Annotated in this window: 21 protein-coding genes and 1 tRNA gene; 9 read left to right on the top strand and 13 right to left on the bottom strand. The window is 63.7% G+C overall.

All coding sequences use genetic code 11. The annotated features are described in order from the left end of the window. Positions 1 to 65 precede the first annotated feature (65 nt). The 3 genes from BWR19_07575 to BWR19_07565 form a co-directional block, all read right to left on the bottom strand. The gene (locus BWR19_07575) at positions 66 to 344 is read right to left on the bottom strand and encodes a hypothetical protein (GenBank protein APX92800.1); all 279 of its coding nucleotides are present in this window, start codon (positions 342 to 344) and stop codon (positions 66 to 68) included. Positions 345 to 428: 84 nt separating this feature from the next. Beyond that, positions 429 to 839: a dihydroneopterin triphosphate 2'-epimerase gene (locus BWR19_07570; GenBank protein ID APX92799.1), complete on the bottom strand. Its 411-nt coding sequence runs from the start codon at positions 837 to 839 to the stop codon at positions 429 to 431. 66 nt (positions 840 to 905) lie between these two features. Then, the gene (locus tag BWR19_07565) at positions 906 to 1,463 is read right to left on the bottom strand and encodes a GTP cyclohydrolase I FolE (protein APX92798.1); all 558 of its coding nucleotides are present in this window, start codon (positions 1,461 to 1,463) and stop codon (positions 906 to 908) included. Between the two features lie 267 nt (positions 1,464 to 1,730). On the opposite strand from BWR19_07565, the gene BWR19_07560 reads away from it, so the two are divergent. Continuing rightward, positions 1,731 to 2,306, top strand: a complete 576-nt coding sequence (locus BWR19_07560; protein ID APX92797.1) for a hypothetical protein — start codon at positions 1,731 to 1,733, stop codon at positions 2,304 to 2,306. Here the strand turns inward: BWR19_07560 and BWR19_07555 are convergent. Further along, positions 2,300 to 3,292 carry a stress response serine/threonine protein kinase YihE gene (locus BWR19_07555; GenBank protein APX92796.1) on the bottom strand — a complete coding sequence of 331 codons (993 nt, stop codon included), beginning with the start codon at positions 3,290 to 3,292 and terminating at the stop codon, positions 2,300 to 2,302. The genes BWR19_07560 and BWR19_07555 overlap by 7 nt on opposite strands. 166 nt (positions 3,293 to 3,458) lie before the next feature. Then, complete coding sequence (locus BWR19_07550; GenBank protein APX92795.1) at positions 3,459 to 4,190, bottom strand: amidophosphoribosyltransferase; 732 nt, start codon at positions 4,188 to 4,190, stop codon at positions 3,459 to 3,461. Between the two features lie 61 nt (positions 4,191 to 4,251). On the opposite strand from BWR19_07550, the gene BWR19_07545 reads away from it, so the two are divergent. The 7 genes from BWR19_07545 to BWR19_07515 all read left to right on the top strand — a co-directional run bounded on the left by BWR19_07545 (position 4,252) and on the right by BWR19_07515 (position 11,890). Next, positions 4,252 to 5,259 (top strand): biotin synthase BioB, encoded by a 1,008-nt coding sequence (locus BWR19_07545; protein ID APX92794.1) that lies wholly within the window; start codon positions 4,252 to 4,254, stop codon positions 5,257 to 5,259. Between the two features lie 2 nt (positions 5,260 to 5,261). After that, complete coding sequence (locus tag BWR19_07540; GenBank protein APX92793.1) at positions 5,262 to 6,416, top strand: 8-amino-7-oxononanoate synthase; 1,155 nt, start codon at positions 5,262 to 5,264, stop codon at positions 6,414 to 6,416. Beyond that, on the top strand, positions 6,404 to 7,132 hold the full coding sequence (locus tag BWR19_07535; protein APX92792.1) for an alpha/beta hydrolase: 729 nt from the start codon (positions 6,404 to 6,406) through the stop codon (positions 7,130 to 7,132). The genes BWR19_07540 and BWR19_07535 overlap by 13 nt, the downstream gene beginning before the upstream one ends. A 2-nt stretch (positions 7,133 to 7,134) precedes the next feature. Beyond that, positions 7,135 to 7,941, top strand: a complete 807-nt coding sequence (locus tag BWR19_07530; protein ID APX92791.1) for an SAM-dependent methyltransferase — start codon at positions 7,135 to 7,137, stop codon at positions 7,939 to 7,941. Continuing rightward, positions 7,938 to 8,609, top strand: coding sequence for a dethiobiotin synthase (locus BWR19_07525; protein ID APX92790.1), 672 nt, complete (start codon positions 7,938 to 7,940; stop codon positions 8,607 to 8,609). Before BWR19_07530 ends, BWR19_07525 begins: the two co-directional genes overlap by 4 nt. Before the next feature lie 65 nt (positions 8,610 to 8,674). Further along, a tRNA-Leu gene (locus BWR19_07520) sits at positions 8,675 to 8,759 on the top strand. A 368-nt stretch (positions 8,760 to 9,127) separates the two neighbouring features. Continuing rightward, positions 9,128 to 11,890, top strand: coding sequence for a hypothetical protein (locus BWR19_07515; GenBank protein APX94940.1), 2,763 nt, complete (start codon positions 9,128 to 9,130; stop codon positions 11,888 to 11,890). A gap of 17 nt (positions 11,891 to 11,907) precedes the next feature. On the opposite strand, the gene BWR19_07510 is transcribed toward BWR19_07515, so the two are convergent. Continuing rightward, positions 11,908 to 12,369, bottom strand: a complete 462-nt coding sequence (locus tag BWR19_07510) for a hypothetical protein (protein ID APX92789.1) — start codon at positions 12,367 to 12,369, stop codon at positions 11,908 to 11,910. A gap of 756 nt (positions 12,370 to 13,125) precedes the next feature. On the opposite strand from BWR19_07510, the gene BWR19_07505 reads away from it, so the two are divergent. Next, positions 13,126 to 16,473 (top strand): hypothetical protein, encoded by a 3,348-nt coding sequence (locus tag BWR19_07505; protein ID APX92788.1) that lies wholly within the window; start codon positions 13,126 to 13,128, stop codon positions 16,471 to 16,473. 89 nt (positions 16,474 to 16,562) lie between these two features. On the opposite strand, the gene BWR19_07500 is transcribed toward BWR19_07505, so the two are convergent. From BWR19_07500 to BWR19_07470, 7 genes are all read right to left on the bottom strand, one after another. Next, positions 16,563 to 16,802 carry a hypothetical protein gene (locus BWR19_07500; GenBank protein ID APX92787.1) on the bottom strand — a complete coding sequence of 80 codons (240 nt, stop codon included), beginning with the start codon at positions 16,800 to 16,802 and terminating at the stop codon, positions 16,563 to 16,565. A 140-nt stretch (positions 16,803 to 16,942) separates the two neighbouring features. Next, the gene (locus tag BWR19_07495) at positions 16,943 to 17,167 is read right to left on the bottom strand and encodes a hypothetical protein (protein ID APX92786.1); all 225 of its coding nucleotides are present in this window, start codon (positions 17,165 to 17,167) and stop codon (positions 16,943 to 16,945) included. A 124-nt stretch (positions 17,168 to 17,291) separates the two neighbouring features. Continuing rightward, the gene (locus tag BWR19_07490; protein APX92785.1) at positions 17,292 to 17,648 is read right to left on the bottom strand and encodes a hypothetical protein; all 357 of its coding nucleotides are present in this window, start codon (positions 17,646 to 17,648) and stop codon (positions 17,292 to 17,294) included. Next, positions 17,645 to 18,124 carry a hypothetical protein gene (locus BWR19_07485; protein ID APX92784.1) on the bottom strand — a complete coding sequence of 160 codons (480 nt, stop codon included), beginning with the start codon at positions 18,122 to 18,124 and terminating at the stop codon, positions 17,645 to 17,647. Before BWR19_07485 ends, BWR19_07490 begins: the two co-directional genes overlap by 4 nt. A 188-nt stretch (positions 18,125 to 18,312) precedes the next feature. Beyond that, complete coding sequence (locus BWR19_07480) at positions 18,313 to 18,615, bottom strand: hypothetical protein (protein APX94939.1); 303 nt, start codon at positions 18,613 to 18,615, stop codon at positions 18,313 to 18,315. 1,671 nt (positions 18,616 to 20,286) lie between these two features. After that, positions 20,287 to 21,165, bottom strand: a complete 879-nt coding sequence (locus BWR19_07475; protein APX92783.1) for a flagellin — start codon at positions 21,163 to 21,165, stop codon at positions 20,287 to 20,289. 84 nt (positions 21,166 to 21,249) lie between these two features. Beyond that, positions 21,250 to 22,107 carry a flagellin gene (locus BWR19_07470; GenBank protein ID APX92782.1) on the bottom strand — a complete coding sequence of 286 codons (858 nt, stop codon included), beginning with the start codon at positions 22,105 to 22,107 and terminating at the stop codon, positions 21,250 to 21,252. Between the last annotated feature and the right edge of the window lie 224 nt (positions 22,108 to 22,331).

The raw sequence follows: 22,331 nt of genomic DNA, 5'->3' as shown, positions 1-22,331 counted from the left end.
CGCCGCGTCGGCGCACAGGATGAGGCAAAATGGGGCACGCAGGGGTGGCTGGCGCATGCAGGGCATCACGTTGCCAGGGACGGCTCGACCAACGCCGCCAGGGTCGCGACGACAATCGCCAGCGCCACCGCCAGCCAGCAGAACGCACGTCCTTTATAGCGTAGTGGATCACGCCGGATCTGGCGCAGCCCGATCAACGCCAGCACCGCAGCGGCGATGTTCAACGGCGGCATCCGGCCTTCGAAGAATAGCGCGACCAGCGCGGTAATGATCGCAGCAACGGCGAAACCGGCATAGCGCTTGCGAGGTGGGTGGGATTCGGCGGTGGGGTCGGCGTCTGACAAGCCAGCGTCTCCAGGCATCGGTGAAGGCACCATGCTAAGCCGACTCGCTCCCGGAAACCAACCCCAGCGTGTCGCCCGTCCGGCCTACTCGGCGCGGCGGATCTCGCGTGAGTCCGACAGCGTGATCGACACCGAGTCGGCGAAGCGCAGCGCGTGGGGCTTGTCGATCTCGACCTGGGCCGTCAGCACCTGCTCATAGGACATGATGATGTCCAGCACTTCGCGGGTCATGCGCTCCAGCAGCAGGAAACGATTGTCCTCGACGTGGGCGATGACGTGTTTGGTGATGGTGCGGTAGTTGAGCGCCTGATCGATGTGGTTGAACTGCACCGCCCGCGCCGCGCGATAGCGGATGGTGGCATTGATGACCACGTCCTGACGGTTCTTGATCTCGTCTTCCTTGATGCCGATATGGGTGCGCAGGCGCAGGTTCTTGATGCGAATGGTCGCCAGGTCGTGGTCGAGGTGCTGATCGTCAAGCGCGTGCAGTGGCATGGCAGGCCTCCTTGGGCCGGATGCTGGTCTCGGTGACTAAAATCGCAGGATATCCGGTCGCTCGATTCAGCGTCCGTTGACCAGGGTCAAGAACTCCTGGCGCGTCGGCTGGTTCTCGCGGAAGGCACCCAGCATCACCGAGCTGGTCATGCTCGAGTTCTGCTTTTCGACCCCGCGCATCATCATGCACATGTGCTTGGCCTCGATGACCACGCCCACGCCGCGGGCGTCGGTCACCTGAAGCACCGCCTCGGCGATCTGGCGGGTCAGGTTTTCCTGGATCTGCATGCGCCGTGCGTACATGTCGACGATGCGGGCAAATTTGGACAGGCCGAGTACGCGACCATTGGGCAGGTAGGCGATATGGCACTTGCCGATGAACGGCAGCAGGTGGTGCTCGCACATCGAGTAGAGCTCGATATCCTTGACCAGTACCATCTCGTCGGTTTCCGACTCGAATACCGCGCCGTTGATCAGTTCCTCGAGCGATTGATGGTAGCCGCGGGTCAGAAACTGCATGGCCTTGGCGGCCCGCTTGGGGGTATCGCGCAGCCCTTCGCGCTGGGGGTCTTCACCCAGTCCGGCAATGATCTGGCGATAGTGGTTGGCGAGCTCTTGGGTCATGAGGGGGCCTATATGCTGGTATCACCCTGGTCATCTAGGGCGTAGTACGCTTCTGAGATATACAAAATATATACAGCAATTGAGATTTGTACAACACGGATGACGCTAGCGAAACAAATTCTAAGCGCTGGGACGAGACCCGTCGAGCCGTGGCACGGGGCTTGGCGAGATACAGTGACATCATGCCACGCCCCGTCCGGCTGCAGCCGAATCAGGCTGTGGTAGACTTCTGCCACCCTGCCATGAGTCCAAGCGAGTTTACCGGGAATGATCAAGTCAACGCGCGCCACGCTGGCCCTGTTCACCGTCGCCATGAGCCTGCCGCTGGCCGCCCAGGCCGGCAGCCTATCGCTGCCCGCCGGCGCCAGTGTCGCCGTCGAAGTGGTCGACACCTTTACCCTCACGCCAGACAGTGACAGCCAGGCGGACGTCTTGCTCAAGCCCACTGCGGCTGCCAGCGGCGAGTATGACCTGCCCAACCACTGCCTGATCACCGCCGACGCGCGCCTCGCCGGCGAGCGGATCCGCTTCAGCGCCAGCACCTTGACCTGCATCGAGGCCGACGCCGACGACAGCGCCATCTTCAGCGGCGAACTCTCGGCCAGCGCCGAAGACCTCGACGGCAATACCGGCGTAGCGGCCTGCGTCGACGGCAGCGGCAGCGACTGTCAGCGCGTCGAGCTGGTTCCCGGCGAGACCTTCCAGCTACGGCTGCGCCATGAACTCGCCCTCGAGGCTCAGGAAAACCCCTCGGCGCAGATCAATGAGCGCCGCCGCCAGGCCAACGGCGAGGGCGTAGCCAACCCGGTCCCCGCCGAACGTCCCGACCCCGACGCTCAGTAAGCGGCCAGCCAGCGCGGGTGCTGCTCCAGCGCCTGGCGCTGCTGCTCCAGGCTGCGAATATGCTGGTCCCAGTAGCCCTCCTCGGCGGCCCAGGGGAAGGCGCGGGGAAACGCCGGGTCCTCCCAGCGCGCCGTCAGCCAGGCGCTGTGGCGCAGCAGTCGCAGCGTGCGCAGCGGCTCGATCAGCGCCAGCTCGCTGCGCGGGAAGTCGGCCTCCTGCTCGTACCCCTCGAGTATCTCCGAGAGCTGCCACTGCAGCTCCTCCGGCGTCTGGGCGGTGAGCAGCATCCATAGATCCTGCACCCGCGGCCCCATCAGCGCATCGTCGAAGTCGACCAGGCTGAACTCGACGTCGCGGCCCAGCATATTGCCGAGGTGGCAGTCGCCGTGCAGGCGAATCGCTGCCTCCTCAGGCCAGCGATAGTCGCGCAGCTGCTCAGCCAACGCGCCGCTGATACGCGCGTAGGCGTCGCGCTGGCGGCGCGTCAGCCAGGGGCCGCCCAGCACCGTGGCGCGCCCCTCCTCGACCATCTCGTTCAGGTTCAGGCTCAGGCGGGTGGTGAACGCCCGCCGCGCGCCTACGGCGTGCACCTTGCCGATCAACTCCCCCAGCGCGAACAGGTGCTCGGGATTCTCGAGTTCCGGGGCCTGACCCGAGACCTGGGGAAACAGCGTCAGGCGGAAGCCCTCCCAGTGGTGCAGCGTCTCCCCGGCGGCGTTGCGCCAAGGCGCGGCGACCGGCACGCCAGCCTCGGCCAGTTCGAGCAGGAAGTCGTGCTCCTCCTGGATCTGGGCATCGCGCCAGCGCCCCGGGCGGTAGAACTTGGCCACCCAGCGGCGCCGCTCGTCGTCGCTCAACAGAAATACCCGGTTTTCATAGCTGTTGAGGGCAAAGGGCTCGCCGGGCAGCCACAGGCCCAGCGACTCCACCGCTGCCACGATGCGCGCCGGGCTGAGCCGTTCGAAGGGGTGAGGGGTGTCCGCCATGCTCGGCTCCTGAGGGGGAAAGCCTGGCATCTTAGCAGTCGCTGGCCGTGCCTGCCGAGGTGGTGTTCATTGACCTTGGAGCCGATCGCCACTGCCAGCGAGGGACGCCAAGGCATCGCTGCGCCTGGCACCGCTCGGGACTGATCCGTCGGCAGGCCTCCCCTCCTCACTGTCGCGGCGTGCGCGCCACCGCCCATACCTCGACCAGCGTCGCACCGCGGGCCTGGCAGGCCTGGGCCAGCGCCTCACAGGTCGCCCCGGTGGTGACGATATCGTCGAGGATGGCGACATGCGCCGGTAGCGCCCGCTCGACGCTGAAGGCCTTCTTGAGGTTGTGGCGCCGTGCCTTGCGGCTCAGGCCCACCTGGCTCGGCGTATGGCGTAGCCGCCGCGCCTCGATCAGCGGCACGCCCAGACGCCGGGCCAGGCGCTCGGCCAGCCAGGCAACCTGATCGAAGCCGCGCTCTCGCGCGCGCCGCGGATGCAGCGGTACCGCCACCAGCGCCTCGGGCAGCTGCTCCACCCCGCGCAGCTGGTGTTCGAGCAGCGCCAGCAGCACCGCCCCCGCCCGCGGCGAGGCCGAGAACTTGAAGCCCTGGATCAACAGCGCCACCTCATCAGCATAGCGCAGCGCGACCCGCGCCCGGACGAAACTCGGCGGCTGGCTAAGGCAGGCGCCGCAGGCCAGGCCGGCCGGCGTCAAGGGCGGTAGCGGCTCGGCACAGCGCGGGCAGGCCGGCAGGTTCCACGGCAGCGTCACCAGGCACGCCTCACACCACGGCGCCTCGGGTAACGAGGGAGCCAGGCAGAAGTGGCAGCGACCGGGAAGCGCTTGGCGCAGCGCCCTGTCAACCTTCCCTACCCACGCAGTTGACAGAAGTGGCATAGGCCTTATCATCCTTGTTAACCCAAAAAGCCTGACATGTTGACTGAGCATTTCAGTCCCAGCGGACACTACCATGACCTTAGCCACCGATACCGCCGTGCGCCACGACTGGCACCTGGACGAGATCCAGGCGCTGTTTGCCCTGCCCTTCAACGACCTGCTGTATCGCGCCCAGCAGGTGCACCGCGCCCACTTCGACGCCAACGCCGTGCAAGTGGCCACCCTGCTCTCGATCAAGACCGGCGCCTGCCCCGAGGACTGCAAGTACTGCCCCCAGTCGGGCCACTACAACACCGGGCTCGACAAGGAGAAGCTGCTCGAGATCGACAAGGTGGTCGAACAGGCCGCTGCCGCCAAGGCCGCCGGCGCCAGCCGCTTCTGCATGGGCGCCGCCTGGCGCAGCCCGCGGGAGCGCGACCTCGACGTGGTGCTGGAGATGGTCAAACGGGTCAAGGCGCTGGGGCTCGAGACCTGCATGACGCTGGGGATGGTAGACGGTGACCAGGCGGCGCGCCTGGCCGATGCCGGCCTCGACTACTACAACCACAATCTCGACACTTCCCCCGAGTACTACGGCGAGATCATCACCACCCGCAGCTATGGCGATCGCCTCGATACCCTCGGGCATGTGCGCGACGCCGGCATGAAGGTCTGCTCCGGCGGCATTCTCGGCATGGGCGAGGCACCCGCCGACCGCGCCGGACTGATGCAGCAGCTGGCACGGCTGACCCCGCACCCCGAGTCGGTACCGATCAACATGCTGGTCAAGGTCCCGGGCACGCCGCTCGAAAACGTTGAGGACCTGGACCCCATCGAATTCGTCCGCGCCATCGCCGTGGCGCGTATCCTGATGCCCAGGAGCCACGTGCGACTCTCTGCCGGTCGCGAGCAGATGGATGAGTCGACCCAGGCGCTGGCGTTTCTGGCCGGCGCCAACTCGATCTTCCACGGTGACACCCTGCTGACCACCGAGAATCCCAGCGTGGTCCGCGACCGCGCCATGTTCGACAAGCTCGGCCTGCACCCGGAAGCGCCGCGCTACTACGATGCCACCGCGACGGGCATCGCCGAGCACGCCTGACGATGAGCCTCTGGCAGCAGCTCGAGCGCCGCCTGGCCGATCAGCGCCAGCGCGGCCTATGGCGCCAGCGTGCCAGCCACGCGGCCAGGCTGCTGGACTTTGCCGGCAACGACTACCTGGGCCTTGCCCGGGACCCGCGGCTGGCCGAGGCCCAGGCCGAGGCGGCCCACCGCCTGGGTGCCGGCAGCGGCGCCTCGCATCTGGTCAGCGGCCACCGCGAGGTCCACGAGGCCCTCGAGCAGCGGCTCGCCGCGCTGGTCGGCCGCCCCCGGGCGCTGCTGTTCTCCACCGGCTACATGGCCAACCTGGCTGTCATCCAGACGCTTTGCAACGCCCAGACACGGCTCTTTCACGACCGCCTCAACCACGCCTCGCTGCTCGACGGAGCGGTACTCGCGGGCGCTAGCTCGCGGCGCTACCACCATCGCGACCTCGACGACCTGGCCAAGCTGCTGACACGGCGCCCCGCCGCCAGCGCGGCACTGATCATCAGCGACGGCGTGTTCAGCATGGACGGCGACGTCGCCGATGTCCGCGACCTGGCGGCGCTGGCCCAGCGCCATGCGGCAGTGCTGATGATCGACGACGCCCACGGAATCGGCGTACTGGGGCATCACGGCGACGGCTGCGTGGGTCGCGCCATCGGCTGCGACGAGGTACCAATCCTGGTCGGCACGCTGGGCAAGGCGCTGGGCAGCTTCGGCGCCTTCGTCGCCGGCGACGCGACCCTGATCGAGTCACTGATCCAGTTCGCGCGGCCCTATCGCTACACCACGGCACTGCCTCCCGGGGTAGCCGCGGCGAGCCTGGCTGCGCTGGATATCATCGATACCCAACCCGAGCGTCGTGCGCGGCTCCACGCCAATATCGCACTGTTCCACCGCCTGGCCAGCGCCGCGGGGCTGCCGCTGCTCGACAGTCATACCCCGATCCAGCCGCTGCTGCTGGGCGATGCGGCCCGCGCCCTCGCCTGGCAGGCCAGCCTCGCCGCTCACGGCTGCCAGGTCGCTGCGATTCGGCCGCCGACGGTTCCCGCCGGCACGGCGCGCCTGCGCATCACACTCTCCGCCGCGCATTCGCCGGCGATGATCGAGCACCTGGTCGCGGCACTGATCGCCTGCCAGGCGCAGGAGCGAGACGCGCGATGCCACGCCTGACCCTGCTGCACGGCTGGGGCGTCGATGCGCGCATCTGGCACACCCTGGCGCCCCACTGGTCCAACGGCTGGGAGGTCGCCACCCCCGACTGGCCCGGCTACGGTGAGCAGCCCGCGCTGGATAGGCCCGCTGACCTCGATGCGCTGGCCGCGGCGATGGCCGATGCGCTGCCCGCAGATGCCGTGTGGGTCGGCTGGTCGCTGGGCGGGCTGCTGGCCGCCGCGCTCAGCCAAACGCTGCCCGCCCCGCGCGGCCTGATCATGCTCGGCATGGGGCCGCGCTTCCACCACCCGGCCGCGGTGAGCGAGGCCGCGCTGAACGACTTTTGCCGCGCCTTCGCCCGCGCCCCCGCGGCCAGCTGGCGACATTTCCTGCGCTGGCAGGCAGGCGGCGAAGCGTCGCCGCGCGATACCTACCGCCGCCTCACCGGCCTGCTCGGCGACACCCCGCCGGCGGCGTTGCCGACGCTGAGCGCCGGCCTGGCCCAGCTTGGCGAGCTCGACGCCCAGCACCTGGTATCGGCCGCACCCTGCCCGGTGGCCTGGCTATACGGCACCCGCGACCCGATGCTCGCGCCGGATGGCCTGCCACCGGGCGCCGAGGCGCTGCCCGACAGCGGCCACTGCGCGATGCTCTCGCAGCCTGCCGCGCTGGCCTGTGCGCTGCAGCGGCTGGCTGACGGCTTGAGTCACACCAGCACCATGGAGCGCCAGTGAACATGCCCGCCTCGGTTGCTGCCCCCGACTGGCAGCGCAACGTGGCGCAAAGCTTCAGCCGCGCCGCGCCACGCTACCTGGCCCTGGCCGGCGCCCAGCAGCGCATGGGCGAGGCGCTCTGGCAGCATCTCCCGAGCCGCGCCACCACCATCCTCGACCTGGGCTGCGGCCCGGGGCACTGGACCACGCGCCTCGCCGCGCACTATCGCACCAGCGTCCTGGGCCTCGACCTGGCCCCGGGCATGCTGGCCGAGGCCCGGCGACGCTCTGCCGGGCGTGGCCAATGGCTATGCGCCGACGCCGCGCGCCTGCCGCTGGCCGACGCCAGCCTAGACCTGGTGTTTTCCAACCTGGCACTGCAGTGGTGCCCGGACCCGGAGCAGACGTTCGGCGAACTTCATCGCGTGCTGGCCCCCGGCGGCACGGCGCTGATCAACACCCTGGCCCCCGGCACCCTGGCCGAAGTGGCCGAGGCCTGGCCACGGCCGAGGGCGCTGCTCGACTTTGCGGCGCCGGCGCGGGTCGTTGCTGCCTGCCGGAGTGCCGGCCTCGGGGTCGTCGTCGAGCAGGTCAGCGAGCGCTTTCACTACCCGGACTTCGGCGCGGTCATGGCGTCGATCAAGGGTGTCGGTGCGCAGCGCCCAGCCCCACCGGGGCAGGCGCCGTTGACCCGTCGCGACCTGCAGTGCGCCCGCCAGCGCTACGAACGTTTCCGCGAGACCGCGGGCCTGCCGGTCACCTACCAGCGCCTGACCCTGATCCTGCAGCGCGGGCCCCATCCCACCCCGTCGAGCGAGACGAGCCCATGAAAGCCTACTTCGTCACCGGCACCGACACCGACGCCGGCAAGACCCTGGTGGCCTGCGGGCTGCTGGCCCTGGCCCGCCGCCAGGGCCTGACCACCCAGGGGCTCAAGCCCATCGCGTCGGGCTGCGATGAAACCCCCGACGGCCTGCGCAACCGCGATGCCCTCGCCCTGCAGGCGGTCAGTCACCCGCCGCTCGGCTATGCCGAGGTCAACCCCTTTGCCTTCGCCCCGGCCATCGCCCCGCATCTCGCCGCTCGTCAGGCCGAGGTCACGCTGAGCCTCTCCGCGCTGGCCGAGCGGCTGGTACCGCGGCTGGCCGAGGGGCGCGATGTCACGCTGGTGGAGGGCGCCGGCGGCTGGCGGGTCCCACTCGACGCCGAAGAGGATCTCGCCGGCCTGGCCCGCCTGCTCGCCCTGCCGGTGATCCTGGTGGTCGGTGTACGGCTGGGGGCGATCAACCACGCCCGCCTGACCCTGGAGGCGATACGTCGCGACGGCGTTCGCGTCGCCGGCTGGGTCGCCAACCGGCTCGATCCGCACATGGACGCCGCCGAGGACAATCTGTCCAGCCTCTCCCAGTACCTGGACGCCCCCTGCCTGGGCCAGGTGCCCTACCTGATTCAGCCCACGCCCGCGGGGGTCGCCGACTACCTGCATCTGCCGGAATAACGCGTTGACTTGGTTTCGGGCATCCGTAGAATATGGGCGGCTTGGACAGCACTACTGCAGCAAATGCGGATGTGGTGGAATTGGTAGACACGCCAGATTTAGGTTCTGGTGCCTTCGGGCGTGGGAGTTCAAGTCTCCCCATCCGCACCAATTCGACAGTAGCGCGCCTGGTGACACTTTCAACCGGCTGACCCATTTCTCCTCCTACCTCGAGCCGGTAGTATCACGACGTTCAGTATTGTCGCGCTCGACACAGTCCGGCAACTACTGGCATACGTACCAGCAACAACCGCGCCGCATCACGCCGCCATGCGACGTAGGCAGTGGCACATTCAGCCGATGGCATGACATCGCTATACTGATACTGACTCGGGACATACCAGGTCGCTCAAGCAAATACCTGAATTGCCGATATTTCCTGCAAGGCATCACGCCCATCTACCGTCGGGAGGATCTCACGATTGAATGACCTGGTGACCTCTCACGACGTCTTCCGGCGCCTGGCCGACAGCCTGTCGATGGCCACCGACGAGACCTTCTTCGAGCAGCTGGTGGCTGCGCTGGGAGGTATCCTGGGCGTCGATTACGTGATGGTCGCCCGGGTCGACACCGATGCCAGCCAAGCCACCAGCCTGGCGCTATGGGCCCACGGCCGATTAGTCGACAATATCAGCTACCCGCTGGCCGGCACGCCCTGCGAGCAGGTCAACGGGCATGCCCCCTGCCACTATCCCCGCCACGTCTGCTCGCTGTTTCCCGACGATCCGATGCTCGCCGATCTCGACGCCGAGGCCTATCTCGGCGTGCCGATGTATGCCCCTGACGGACGCCCGCTGGGCCTGGTCGCCGCCCTGCATACCCAGCCCATCGATATGTCGCGCCATGCCGAGGAGGTGCTGCGCATCACCGCCGCGCGGGCCGGTGCGGAGCTCGCCCGCCGCGAGAGCGAGCAGTTCCACCGCGAGCGACTACTGAGCACCAATCGCGCCCTCAAGCTGCTCAGCCGCTGCAACGAGGCGCTGATCCAGGCCGAGCAGGAGCAGCAGCTGCTGGAGGCGATCTGCCAGCTGGCGGTCGACGTGGGCGGCTACCGCATGGCCTGGGTCGGCTTCGCCAGGCATGACGATGACAAGTGCATCGAGCCCCAGGCGTCGGCGGGGATCGTCGAAGGCTACCTCGATCAGATCTCGTTGAGCTGGTCGGCGCAGCGCCACAACGGCCGCGGCCCGGCGGGCAGAACGGTGCGCAGCGGCGAGCCGGTGATCATTGCCGACCTGGCCAAGGATCCGAGCTTCATCAGCTGGCGAGAGATGGCCCTTGCGCATGGCTTTCAGAGCATGATCTGCCTGCCGCTCAAACGCGGGGGGCAGGTCTTCGGCATCCTCGCGCTGTATCAGTCGAACACCGACCCGATCCGCGACGAGGAGCGCCAGCTGCTCTGCGAACTGGCCGACAACCTGGCCTTCGGCATCGACACCCTGCGCCAGCGACTCGCCCAGCAGCGCATCCAGCGAGCGGTGCTCAAGATCGCCTCGGCGGTCAGCGCGCGCAGCGGCGAAGAGTTTCTCGACCAGCTCACTCACCACATGGCCGAGGCGCTGGAAGCCGACCTGGCATTTATCGCGCGCATCGACGACGCCGATCCCACTCTCGCCAACACCTTGACCATCGTCATCGACGGCCAGCGCCAGCCCAACTTCAGCTATACGCTGCCCGGCGCACCCTGCGAGGACGTACTGCTCGAGACCGAGTGCATCGTCCACGACGATGCAGGTAAGCGCCTGCCGGTGGAGGGCCGTGACGTGCTTAGTTGGGTGCGCGCCTATGCCGGGCGCCGGCTCGACGATGCCAACGGCGAGCCGTTCGGGCTGATCGGGGTGATGTTCGCCCAGCCGCTGCATGACACCGAGCTGGTCACCAGCGTGCTGCAGATCTTTGCCGCCGGGGTCGCTGCCGAGTTGGAGCGTCAGGAGGACGAGGCGCGCATTCGTCGCCTCGCCTACCGCGACCCGGGCACCGGACTGCCCAATCGCACCGCCTTCATGCAACGCCTCGATAGCGCCCTGGCACGCGCCGACGGCACGCGGGTGGGGCTGATGCTGCTCGACCTCAATCGCTTTAAGGACATCAACGACACCCTCGGCCACGATATCGGCGACAAGGTGCTGGCCGCCGTCGCCAACAGCTTCTCCGCTGCGCTGACGGGCAACGAATACCTGGCACGGCTGGGTGGTGACGAGTTCGTGGTACTGGTCGACCCCAGCGATGTCTACACCATCACCCATACCGCCGATCGCCTGCTGCGCTCGCTGGAAGCCCCCTTGCAGCTCGACGAGCAGGCCTTCGAGCTCGAGGTCAGCATCGGCATCGCCTTCTACCCAGACGATGCCGGCAGCGCCCGCGAGCTGCTCAAGCACGCCGACATCGCCATGTATCAGGCCAAGCAGCAGGACGTCCCTTTCCGCTTCTTCGAGCCGCACATGGGGGCAGCGCTCGCCTCGCGGCTGGATATGGCCAAGCGCCTCAGTGCGGCGCTGGCCGACGGCTCGCTGAGTTTGCACTTCCAGCCGCAGATCGATCTCGCATCGCTCCGCCTGGTGGGCGCCGAGGTGCTGTGCCGCTGGCACGACCCCGAGCTGGGTGTCGTGAGCCCGGCCGACTTCATACCGCTGGCCGAAGAGCGCGGCATGATCGTGCCCCTCGGCAACTGGGTGATCGACGCTACCTGTCGCCAGCTCGCCGCCTGGCAGGCCGCTGGCCTGGTGGTGCCCGGCCAGTTGGCGATCAACGTCGCCTCGCGGCAGTTCGATGACGACCAGTTGATCACCACCCTGCAGCGCAGCTGTGCCGAACACGGCATCGCCGCCGGCCAGCTCGGTCTGGAACTCACCGAAAGCGGCTTCATGAGCGATCCCGACCAGGCCATCGCCATGACCGAGGCCCTCAAAACACTGGGCTTCGGGCTCTCCATCGACGACTTCGGCACCGGCTACTCGTCGCTCGCCTACCTCAAGCGCTTCGCCGCCGACAAGATCAAGATCGACATGTCGTTCGTCGCCGACATGCTGCACAACGAGAACGACCACGCCATCGTCACCACCATCATCGCCATGGCGCGCAGCCTGCAGATGGATACCGTGGCCGAGGGCGTCGAGAGCGTCGAGCAGGCCGAGGCGCTGCTCGCCCTGGGCTGCCGGCAGGCCCAGGGCTACTATTTCGGCAAGCCGGTGACCGGCGAGGCCTTCGCCAAGGCGTGGCTGACGCCGGTGCTGGTCGAGTAAACCGGCACCTGGCAACATCAAGCCGGCGCTTCACTCGATGCCGGCGGCGCGGGGTGCGGGTTCAACTGCTCGAACTGCGCCAGCAGGTCATGCCCATGCTCATGAATGGTGATATGTGCCACCAGCGGCTTGCGATTGCTGCCCATCCACTCGACCTCGTTGTGCCCCTCGACCAGTGCATGGTTGGCCTCATCCGCGGTGGCCGGGCACACTCCGTTGATCTTGAGAATCACCGATTTCTCGCTGAGATGCCCCTTAAGCGGGCTCCCCTTGCCAATCCGCAAAACCCGCAGGCCACTGCACTCCAGTGGCGTATCATCGTCGAAATGCGCCTGCTCATCCGCGTCGCTTGCAGTGTCGTCATCGGCCTGATCGTCGATCCGCTGATTGATATGCGTACACAGCAACGCCGCACCGAAAAGCAGCACGCTCAGTGCCCCAACGCTCAGCGCCGGCACTCCACCGCCGCGCAGTATCATCATCGTCGTAATAGGCGCCGAGAGCGCCGCCGCCGCCCATAGCAAGGCGCCTAGCAGCGTCCGTTCCCCGTCAATATTCATGCACACCCCAAAGTATAGTTTTTATCACCCTGAGTTGTAGCCCATCCTGCGCGCCAGCGGTGTCACGAGATGTACTTTATCGTTTCCAAACAGTGCCATATTGCGTCGACTCAGCGCTCAGCAGATACATACAACAAACGACCGTTTTATAGTCTTTTATTAAAGTCCCTGACAACTGCGCCGATAGTGGGGGTACAGGGGCATCCCACCCTGAGATAGCTAGCGGAGGCAAGGAGCGCTCTCCAATAGCGGCAGTAACCAGACAAGTTTATTAGCGAACCCCCTCGCGTTGTGCCCATCAGGGCGATGCCTTTCGATACGGAGATTAGGCAATGCGCTTGAATACCCCAATCACCCAGCAGGCCAGGAAACTCGAGATGTCCAACGTCGGCGAAGTCGCAAACGCCGGTAGCGGCCAGGAGCTGCCGGCACAGCTTGCAAGACGCCCCCTAAACCGCTCAACTACTGCGTCTACATCAGCCAACGATTGGATGTCCTTTTGACGGCAGATATGTGTTACACCTGTGAATGGCGGCGCTCTCGGGCAACGCCTCACTTAATGCGGAGGCAGTAAACATGCAGACCCCGCCCTTACCCGGGAATGAGTTGCAACGTCTGCAGCGGCTGTGGCGCTATACTTTGCACGACCGTCGGCAAGAGGCGGCGCTTAACGAAATGACGAGCCTGGCCGCGGAGCTGCTGGAGGCGCCCATGGCGACCCTGTCGCTGGTCGACGAGGGCTGCCAGTGGTTCAAGAGCTCGATAGGAGTACCCGTCGATCAAACGCCCCGGGAAATTTCGTTCTGCGCCCATACCATCCTCCATGATCAGCCGATGGAGGTGACAGATACCCACCTCGACCCACGTTTTGCCGACAACCCACTGGTGACCGAGCCGCCCTTCGTGCGTTACTACCTGGGCGCCCCCTTGACGACACGCGACGGCTACGCGATTGGCTCGCTGTGCGTACTGGATACCCAGCCACGCCGAGCGACCGCCCTGCAGCGCCAGCTACTGGTGCTGCTGGCCCAGCAGGTGATTCGCTACTTCGAGCAGCGCCTGGATGAGCGCTTCACCAACGCCGTGGATCACGCCGGCATCGGCGTCTGGGAGCTCGATGTAACCTCCGGCAAGGCGTTCTGGAACGAGCCAGTGTTTCGTCAGTTGGGCATCAACGGCGACGAGCCCGTACGGCCCGAAGATGCCATCTCGCGCTACCACCCCGACGACCAGGCGACGCTGCGCCAGTGCCTCAGCGACGCCGTCGAGCAGCAGCAGGGCTTCGAGGTAGTGCTACGGCTGCGCTCCCGCCAGGGCCACTATGACTGGATGCAGCTCACCGGCGAGCCGCTGGTGGTCAACGACGTCACCATGCAGGTACTGGGCACGGTGCGCAACGTCAACCGGCTCAAGCGCATCGAGCAGCGCCTGCAGCACCAGCACCAGTTAGACAGCGTCATCGTCAAGGCGCAGTCGCGCTTCATTACCAGCGGCGACAGTCACCAGGCCTTTGCGCTGCTGCTCGATGACATCCGGTCGCTGACCGGCAGCGAGTTCGGTTTTATCGGCGAGGTGTTCTATGGCGCCGACGACCAGCCCTACCTCAAGGTGCAGTCGGTCACCGATATCGCCTGGGACCAGGCTTCCCGGGCAATGATTGACGCCGCTCCTGGCACCCTCGAGTTTCACAGTCTCGACACCCTGTTCGGCCACGCCCTGCGTACCCAGCAGACAGTGATCAGCAACGACCCTGCCAACGACCCGCGCAAGGGTGGACTGCCGCCGGGGCATCCACCGCTGCACAGCTTCCTCGGGGTACCCATCAGCATCAATGGCCGCATGGTCGCCATGCTGGGGTTGGCCAACCGCCCGGGGGGGTTCGATACGGCGCTGGTAGAGTTCCTTACCCCGCTGCTCAGCACCGCCGCTCAGTTGGTCGATACCCTGCGAGTCAGGCGCGAGCACCAGTCGAGCCAGCAGAGCATCGCGCGGCTGTCGCAGGTGGCTCAGCGCACCAGCAACAGCGTGTTCATCTGCGATGCCAACGATCGTATCGAGTGGGTCAACGAGGGCTTCGAGCGGCTCAGCGGCTACTCTAGCGATGAAGCGCTGGGCAAGCGCCCTAGCGAATTGCTGCGCGGGCCGGCCACCGATCCAAGCGCCAACGCACGCATCGAGGCGGCACTTTCGCGGGGCGAGGGCTTCGAGGAGGAACTGGTTCACTACCGCCGCGACGGCAGCCCCTACTGGGTGCATATCCGCTGCGATGCGCTTTACAACGAGCAAGGCGAGCTGACCGGCTTCATCGACATCCAGTCGGACATCAGCGAGCGCAAAGCCTTCGAAGAGCGGCTCAAGCTCGCCGCGCGGGTCTACGACAACACCCAGGAAGGCATCTTGATCACCGACCCCGAGCACTGGGTGGTCGACGTCAACCCGGCCTGCTGCGCGATTACCGGCTATCGTCGCGACGAGCTGATCGGCATGCATGCCACCCGGTTGGGCTCGACGCTGCCCGGGATCGCCGACGCCCCCACCGTGATCAACCACCTGGGCGACGGCCAGGACTGGCACGGCGAGTTTGCCGGCCGGCGCAAGAACGGTGAGACCTTCCCCGCGATGCTCTCGGTCACGTCGGTCTTCGACGACCACGGCCAGACCATCAATCACGTGGCGGTATTCTCCGACCTCACCCGCAGCAAGCGGCACAGTGAGGAGCTCTACCGCGCCGCCAACTTCGACAAGCTCACCGGCCTGGCCAACCGCGAACATCTTGCCCAGCAGCTGCAGGACCTGCTCGACTACGCCGAGGGCTCCGACAAGTCGCTGACCGTCTGCATTCTCGACCTCGACCGCTTCGGCAGTATCAACCAGAGCCATGGCCATCAGGTCGCCGACCGGCTGCTGGTCATGCTCGCCGAGCGCTTCAAGGGCGTGCTCAAGGAGCACGGAAAGCTGGCCCGGGTGGGCGGCGACGAGTTCGCGCTGGTGCTGCCCGAGGCCACCCACGGCCTGGAGACACTCGACCGTTTGCGCGACGCCCTGACCAAGCCGCTGGTCCTCGACGGCGAGCCGCTCAGCGTGACCGCCAGCATCGGTATCTCCTCCTACCCCCAGGACGACAGCGACGCCGACATGCTGCTGCGCCACGCGACTCAGGCGATGTACCAGGCCAAGGAGCGCGGCGGGGACTGCTACCAGCTTTTCGACCCCGGCCAGGATCTGCGCATCCGCCGCCAGCGCGAGGAGCTGGCGAGGCTGACACTAGCCCTGGAGCGCGGTGAGTTCGAACTTCACTACCAGCCCCAGGTCGACCTGGCGGAACACCGCCTGGTCGGCGTCGAGGCGCTGATCCGCTGGCGCCACCCGCAGCGCGGCCTGGTGGCCCCCGGAGAGTTCCTGCCGCAGCTGGCCGGCACCGAGCTCGAGCAGGCCATCGACGACTGGGTGGTGGAAACCGCCCTGCAGCAGTCAGACGCCTGGCGCTGCCATGGCCTGGTACTGCCGGTCAGCGTCAACCTCAGCCCGCAGTCGCTGGTGCGGCGCGAGTTTCTCGACGTGCTCGCCCAGCACATGCAGCGCCATCCGCAGATCGGCCCCGGCGACCTCAAGATCGAAGTGCTGGAGTCCGCCGCGCTGGATGACGTCAACGCCGCCATGGAGGTGATGGAAGGCTGCCATGCGCTTGGCATAGAGCTGGCGCTTGACGACTTCGGCACCGGTTACTCGTCGCTCTCCTACCTGCGCAACCTGCCGGTCGACCTGATCAAGATCGACCGCAGCTTCGTGTCGCGGATGCTCGACAGCGATGACGACCACGCCATCGTCGAGAGCGTGGTCTTCCTGGCCGGTAAGTTCAATCGCCCGGTGCTCGCCGAAGGCGTGGAGAGCATGGCCCACGCCCGGGCGCTGGGGGCACTGGGCTGCCACCTGATGCAGGGCTACGGCATCGCCAGGCCGATGCCTGCCGCCGAGATCCCCGCCTGGCAGCAGACCTGGCTCGGCGCCGAGATCACGCCTTGATATCGCGCTAGATGGCAGGGCGGGACGCCAAGACATTAACGCCCGGGCCATAGGCCAGGGCGGCTATCATGCTGATCGCTCAGCGGCGCTCAGTGCCGCTCGCCGTTTGAACTCGACGGATCGTTGCTGGCGGTGTGCATTTCACCCAGCGCGTCTACGCACTTGCGCCGCTCCAGCACCGCATCCTCGTGAAATTTGAGCAGCTGGCGAAAATTCGGGTCGTGCTGCGGGCTCGCCTCGATGGCGTCGAAATGGGCCATCATGGCCCTGGCGTCGTCGATGACCTGGTCCCATTCGGCGATGGCGCGCTTGAGTTCTGCTCGGTTCATTATTGTTGCCAGCCTATCAAGATATATTTCAGGGCGTCATGCAGATGACACTATCAAGATACGCCTTACCGCGGCGTCTGCCGGGCTGAAAAAGCACACGTTATGTGCGGTTTTCTTGATGTCGATCAAGGCTGGCTGTGTCAGGCCGCCCGCCCTTCGGCCAACGCACCCCCCTCATCGAGCATCGACAGCGTGTAGGCACGCTGGTCTGCCACCGCCTTGGCGTAAATGGCATGCACCTCGAGGTATTCGGCTTCGTGGCTCTGGTCCATGCCGGAGGCTTCGAAGCGCACCATCAGTGCGCGGGCATCGCGGATCAGGCGCTCGAACTCCTCGATGACCTGCTGGTACTCGTCTGGCGTCACGGTGGCAGTCTCAACATCGTGGGGTATGCTGCGCAGTTTAAACCACCCGCTGCATGGTCGATTGGCCAAAAAGCGCATGGAAACAGGGGCTGCGGCGATGATCGAGCCGAACGCTGCACTCGTGCTAGCGCGCCTGGATCGCCTGGGTCTGCGTGTATAGCTCCCTGGCGCTGCTCAGCGCCACCCGCTCGTGCTCATCGAGCTCCAGCATCGTGCCAGAAGATACCCCGCCGCGATCGCTCGCCCCGTCAAGCAGGTGCGCATGGCGCTTCAGTAGATGGCCGAGATTCATGCGGATCATGGTCAGGTTCAGTTGGAACTCCTGGCGTTGATGCTGCCGCCGTGCACGCTCGTCTCCAGGCGAGGCCTGGTCGATCATCATCACCAGCGTCTCGTCGACGAAGCGCTCCGTGGCTTTCAACTTGGGAATCAGGTCGTGCAGCAGCTCCTGCACTGATATCCTGCCTTCGGTCATGGTCATAAAAGCATCTCCAGATGGTGTCGACCACGCCCTTCTCCTACGCCAATCTCTATCATCGCCGCATGGGGGCAACTCAGGCGTGCCTGACAGAGCTGGAGCTTGCGCCTTTCGCGGTGCCGGGCGCCCTGGGCATCGCTCTTCAGCACCTCGATCACCGCCAGGGTTTCACCGCTGGCGCGGCGATGAATCAGCAGATCGGGAAAGATTGTGGGCGCCTCGGTGCTGGCACTGGTGGTCGTCACGACGATATGGCCTTTGTTTTGCAGCGGCCCGCGCCAACAGTTGAACTCGCAGTCCACGTCCCAATCGTCAAACAATCCCTGAAGATGGCTGCCCAGTCGCGCGGAGATACTGCGCTCGGTCGCCCGCGCCTCGAGCAGTGCCGCATCGCGCTCCTGCAAGCGCTCCAAGGCCTGCTCCAGGCTACCGATGACATCCGCCTCCAGGGCGGTGGGAAAGGTCTCGATATGGGTCATGGGCTGGTATCCCCCTGCGTTGTTGTTATACGCGTCTTGTTGTATTTATCGGCATATCGGCAAGTAGGAGGAATACTTGAGCGGTGCTGGCGGTCTTCCTGGACCTGCTCACTAGACAGAGTTTTCTAGAGAAACAGCTCCAGGAGGCCGCCTGTCTCAGGCAGCGAGCTTGAAAGAGCGAGTGAGCTTCAGGCAGTTTGCAGAATCTGCACCCCCTGAGGCACCTCGCCCTGCCAAACATCAGCACTCAACCCTGTTACGTCAGCATCGGCGGGGCCATTGGGCACCTCATCGAGCAGTAACTGTAGTTCTGGCTGAGGGCCATGGATGACAGCATCCACATTACCATCAGCAAGATTACGTACCCACCCAGCGATATGACGCTGCTCCAGCTGCTCAGCAAACCACTGGCGATAGCCCACGCCTTGTACCTGGCCCTGGATCTTCAGGCGAAGAGTCAGAGGATCGTCAGTTTTCGAACAGGCTGGCAGTCCTTTAGGCAGTTTGAACTCCCAGGTCTCAATATTCGCCAATTTTGTCATCATCATATGTGCGGCTTCTGTGACTCTTAGCCAAGAAGAGTGCACCACATCATCTTCAGGCAATTGACCAGCCCTGTTACGCATTGCTGGATTCATTTCGAATATAATCAATCGCTCAACTTCTGAATGATCGGTTGATAAAGCAAAATCAACGCCACAGTAATCCAAACCGCTTTCATTCATTAACAATTCCAGCGACTTCCATCTTTCCTCCCCAACATGTTGAGAAGGATTGCGGCAATAGCTCTCAACATCTTCCTGTAGCCAAGTGTGCTCTCTCATCACAGGATCGGAATTTTCCTTGTGCACATTATATCCGTCCGCAACAAAGAGGTGACATGGATACAACACACCGTTAACCAAGATAGCACGATATTTGGGATAAAGAATTTTTCCTGGACTACGCTGATCAGTATAGCTTACGTCATGATATTGAATGATATAAGCCGTTTGCGGTAGCTTTCGTAGCTCATTATCAAGCTCGCTGAAGTCATGCAAATCAAGATTATCGACTTTATGCATATATTTCCCGCCTTGAAAGCCTGCAAGGCGAATAATTACGGGAAGTTTGAAGTCATTATCCAGCAGTGCGCATTGTACTATCGTCTTGGCACTCTCCTGAGTATTTTCCACCTTGACGCTCTTGGGAAGGGTGATGTTGGGATTATCTTTAAAACGCAGGTAGTTACCTTCACGGCTGGCAGCCAGCACTGCCTTGGGCTCGTTTATTACCGGCAAGTATAGTCTATCGCACAGCGTCTGAGCCTGCATAAGAGCATCTTGGCAACGCTCGGCATCGGTAATGCCATTATAAATAATATCGATTTTCGGCAACTTGCGGATAATTTCTGGCGCTTTATCGAGGTGATCCACAAAGAGCCGAACCTGCACGATATTGTCAGCGTCCAGCAAACTGGCAAGGTTATTATGCCCTTCTTTCATTGCGGAACGGAATGACTGATTGAGCGCCCACTCGGTTGACTCTGCACTGCGTAACACTAGCACCGTCAGTTTAGGTGATGCTGTCGATGTATTGCCTTCAGGCAGGGAGAGTGGCTCCTTGGTGACGGCACGATGAATCCAATATCGGCCACGCTCTGGCAGCTTTATTGAATAATATAACGCCCCTAGCATCGTCATGTTGGCTGCCGAAGGCTCCAGCTGCGTCAGGCGCATCAGGGCGCTGAGAGAGGCCCGGTGCTGGCGGGTCTGCCAGTGGAGCTTCGCCAAATAGGTCAACAGCTTAGGATTGTCAGGCATTTGCGGGGCAGCGGCCATAAAGTTTGCCAATGCTTTCTTGCGCTGGCCCTGCTTCAGGTAAAACTTACCCTGAGCGTAGAGCGCCTTGGCATTGGCAGGGTCGATACTCAGTAATGTCTCTCGTAGCTTGGCCGCCGCCTCATTCAGTGAGAGGCTCATCAGCTGGTCGATGCTTTTTTGCATCTCTTCCACCTGCTCATGCATGGGCTGCTGGCGAAAGTCTCGCCAATCGTTGGATATGATCGGCTTTGCGCTACGTGATTTCTTGCGTGACATATCGGCCCTCTTCCCTTGACTGTTCCCAACTATATAAAAAGCCGACCTTCGTGGGGTCGGCTTGCAGGCAGCTCACTGCACTGATTAGCCCAGCAGCGAAAGAACAGACTGCGGCGTCTGGTTGGCCTGCGCCAGCACGGACGTGCCCGCCTGCTGGAGGATATTGGCACGGGTCATGTTGGAGACCTCCACCGCGTAGTCGGCATCCTCGATGCGTGAGCGCGCCTCTGACAGGTTGTTGGAGGTGGTGGCAAGGTTCTCAATCACCGAATCGAAGCGATTGAGGGTAGCGCCCAGCGTTGCACGAGCTGTATCTAGCTCGCCCATCGCATCATCAACCACATCGATCAAGTTGGTGAAGTCGGCGAAAGCAGCGGAACCATCAGTGCCTGTCATGGTGAATTCGGAAACACCACCAACCAATTCAATAGCGTCCGCATCATCCAGGCTAAGCCCACTTCCCGTGGCATCAAATAGCGCGATGTCGATAACATCTGCATCGCCATCGGTGCCAGCACCCACTTGAATGCTTAACTCTTGATCATCTTCATTAAGCAACGAAGTCGTATTGAAGTTAGTGCCAGTCGCAATACGGTCGATTTCCTGGAGACGCTCGTTAATCTCGGTCTCAATCGCCTGGCGATCCTCAAAGCTATTGGTGTCGTTAGCACCCTGTACCGCCAACTCACGAATACGCTGGAGGTTATTGTTGATCTGGTCAAGACCGCCCTCCATGGTCTGCACCAGCGAGATGCCATCATTGGCATTACGGCTGGCCTGGTTCATGCCGTTGATCTGAGCGGTCATCTTGTTGGCGATAGCCTGACCAGCGGCATCGTCCTTGGCGCTATTGATACGCAGGCCGGATGACAGGCGCTCCATCGCCTGCTGCTGAGCAGACTGCGACTTGTTGAGGTTGTTCTGGCCAATCAAGGCGGTAATATTGGTATTGATTACAGACATTATCGTCTTCCTTTTAACCGTTAATGCCGTGACCGAGTGCCGCTCGGGCACTCGTCATCACGAATCTACGTATTTAGCTGCGTATTAGCCCAGCAAAGAGAGGACAGACTGCGGCGTCTGGTTAGCCTGAGCCAGCACGGATGTGCCCGCCTGCTGGAGGATATTGGCACGCGTCATGTTGGAGACCTCCACCGCATAGTCGGCGTCTTCGATCCGCGAACGCGCCTCTGACAAGTTGTTGGAGGTCGTGGCCAGGTTCTCGATCACAGAATCGAAACGATTGAGGGTAGCACCCAGCGTTGCACGCTCCGTATCCAGTGTCTCCATTGCATCATCGACATTATTGATCAATGTTTGGAAACCATCGTGATCAAGTGCGTCGGCATCGAATTCACCGTCTCCATCAGCTCGGAAGCTATCTGCAGATAGTTCCAACCCATCGACTGTTGCGTCGACCAGACCGATTGTAATGACATCCGCGTCTGCGTCGGTGCCTGCCCCCACCTGAATACTCAGGTCTTCAGCATTATCCAGAAGAGAGGTGGTATTGAAGTTGGAGCCCGCCGCAATGCGGTCGATTTCATCCAAGCGTTCACTGATCTCGGTAGCAATAGCAACGCGGTCTTCTTCACTGTTGGTGTCGTTGGCACCCTGTACCGCCAGCTCGCGGATACGCTGAAGGTTATTGTTGATCTGGTCGAGACCGCCTTCCATGGTCTGTACCAGCGAGATACCGTCATTGGCATTACGGCTGGCCTGGTTCATGCCGTTGATCTGGGCAGTCATCTTGTTGGCGATGGCCTGACCGGCGGCATCGTCCTTGGCGCTGTTGATGCGCAGACCCGAGGAGAGACGCTCCATCGCCTGCTGCTGAGCAGACTGCGACTTGTTGAGGTTGTTCTGGCCAATCAAGGCAGTGATGTTGGTATTGATCACAGACATGGTGATGTTCCTTCCCGTAAGTTGAGGGCTCCATTGGCGGGCCCGCGGTTCTCTGTCTGCGGCTCGCAGTCTCCGAGCCCGCCACAACGGCGCCGTTGGCCGTTACCTATATAACGGCTGGCTCAGGGCTGCCTTTAGGCCTGGCGGAAAAAAATCTCGGATTATTTGCACCAAAAGCGCTTCTAGAGGGTGGCAAGGTGGCCATCGCCCATCAAAAGCACAGC

The sequence above is a fragment of the Halomonas sp. 1513 genome (assembly GCA_001971685.1).
GTDB lineage: Bacteria > Pseudomonadota > Gammaproteobacteria > Pseudomonadales > Halomonadaceae > Franzmannia.
Note: the sequence above shows the minus strand (reverse complement) of the source record. Positions and strands in the feature narration are given on the sequence as shown.

What these genes read in the sequence shown, in the direction of transcription:
- BWR19_07490 (APX92785.1), bottom strand. Translation starts at nt 17,648, where the DNA reads ATGACCATGACCGAAGGCAGGATATCAGTGCAGGAGCTGCTGCACGAC.
- BWR19_07560 (APX92797.1), top strand. Translation starts at nt 1,731, where the DNA reads ATGATCAAGTCAACGCGCGCCACGCTGGCCCTGTTCACCGTCGCCATG.
- BWR19_07470 (APX92782.1), bottom strand. Translation starts at nt 22,107, where the DNA reads ATGTCTGTGATCAATACCAACATCACTGCCTTGATTGGCCAGAACAAC.
- BWR19_07570 (APX92799.1), bottom strand. Translation starts at nt 839, where the DNA reads ATGCCACTGCACGCGCTTGACGATCAGCACCTCGACCACGACCTGGCG.
- BWR19_07500 (APX92787.1), bottom strand. Translation starts at nt 16,802, where the DNA reads ATGAACCGAGCAGAACTCAAGCGCGCCATCGCCGAATGGGACCAGGTC.
- BWR19_07525 (APX92790.1), top strand. Translation starts at nt 7,938, where the DNA reads ATGAAAGCCTACTTCGTCACCGGCACCGACACCGACGCCGGCAAGACC.
- BWR19_07550 (APX92795.1), bottom strand. Translation starts at nt 4,190, where the DNA reads ATGATAAGGCCTATGCCACTTCTGTCAACTGCGTGGGTAGGGAAGGTT.
- BWR19_07540 (APX92793.1), top strand. Translation starts at nt 5,262, where the DNA reads ATGAGCCTCTGGCAGCAGCTCGAGCGCCGCCTGGCCGATCAGCGCCAG.
- BWR19_07475 (APX92783.1), bottom strand. Translation starts at nt 21,165, where the DNA reads ATGTCTGTAATCAATACCAATATTACCGCCTTGATTGGCCAGAACAAC.
- BWR19_07565 (APX92798.1), bottom strand. Translation starts at nt 1,463, where the DNA reads ATGACCCAAGAGCTCGCCAACCACTATCGCCAGATCATTGCCGGACTG.
- BWR19_07535 (APX92792.1), top strand. Translation starts at nt 6,404, where the DNA reads ATGCCACGCCTGACCCTGCTGCACGGCTGGGGCGTCGATGCGCGCATC.
- BWR19_07510 (APX92789.1), bottom strand. Translation starts at nt 12,369, where the DNA reads ATGATACTGCGCGGCGGTGGAGTGCCGGCGCTGAGCGTTGGGGCACTG.
- BWR19_07555 (APX92796.1), bottom strand. Translation starts at nt 3,292, where the DNA reads ATGGCGGACACCCCTCACCCCTTCGAACGGCTCAGCCCGGCGCGCATC.
- BWR19_07505 (APX92788.1), top strand. Translation starts at nt 13,126, where the DNA reads ATGACGAGCCTGGCCGCGGAGCTGCTGGAGGCGCCCATGGCGACCCTG.
- BWR19_07515 (APX94940.1), top strand. Translation starts at nt 9,128, where the DNA reads ATGGCCACCGACGAGACCTTCTTCGAGCAGCTGGTGGCTGCGCTGGGA.
- BWR19_07545 (APX92794.1), top strand. Translation starts at nt 4,252, where the DNA reads ATGACCTTAGCCACCGATACCGCCGTGCGCCACGACTGGCACCTGGAC.
- BWR19_07530 (APX92791.1), top strand. Translation starts at nt 7,135, where the DNA reads ATGCCCGCCTCGGTTGCTGCCCCCGACTGGCAGCGCAACGTGGCGCAA.
- BWR19_07485 (APX92784.1), bottom strand. Translation starts at nt 18,124, where the DNA reads ATGACCCATATCGAGACCTTTCCCACCGCCCTGGAGGCGGATGTCATC.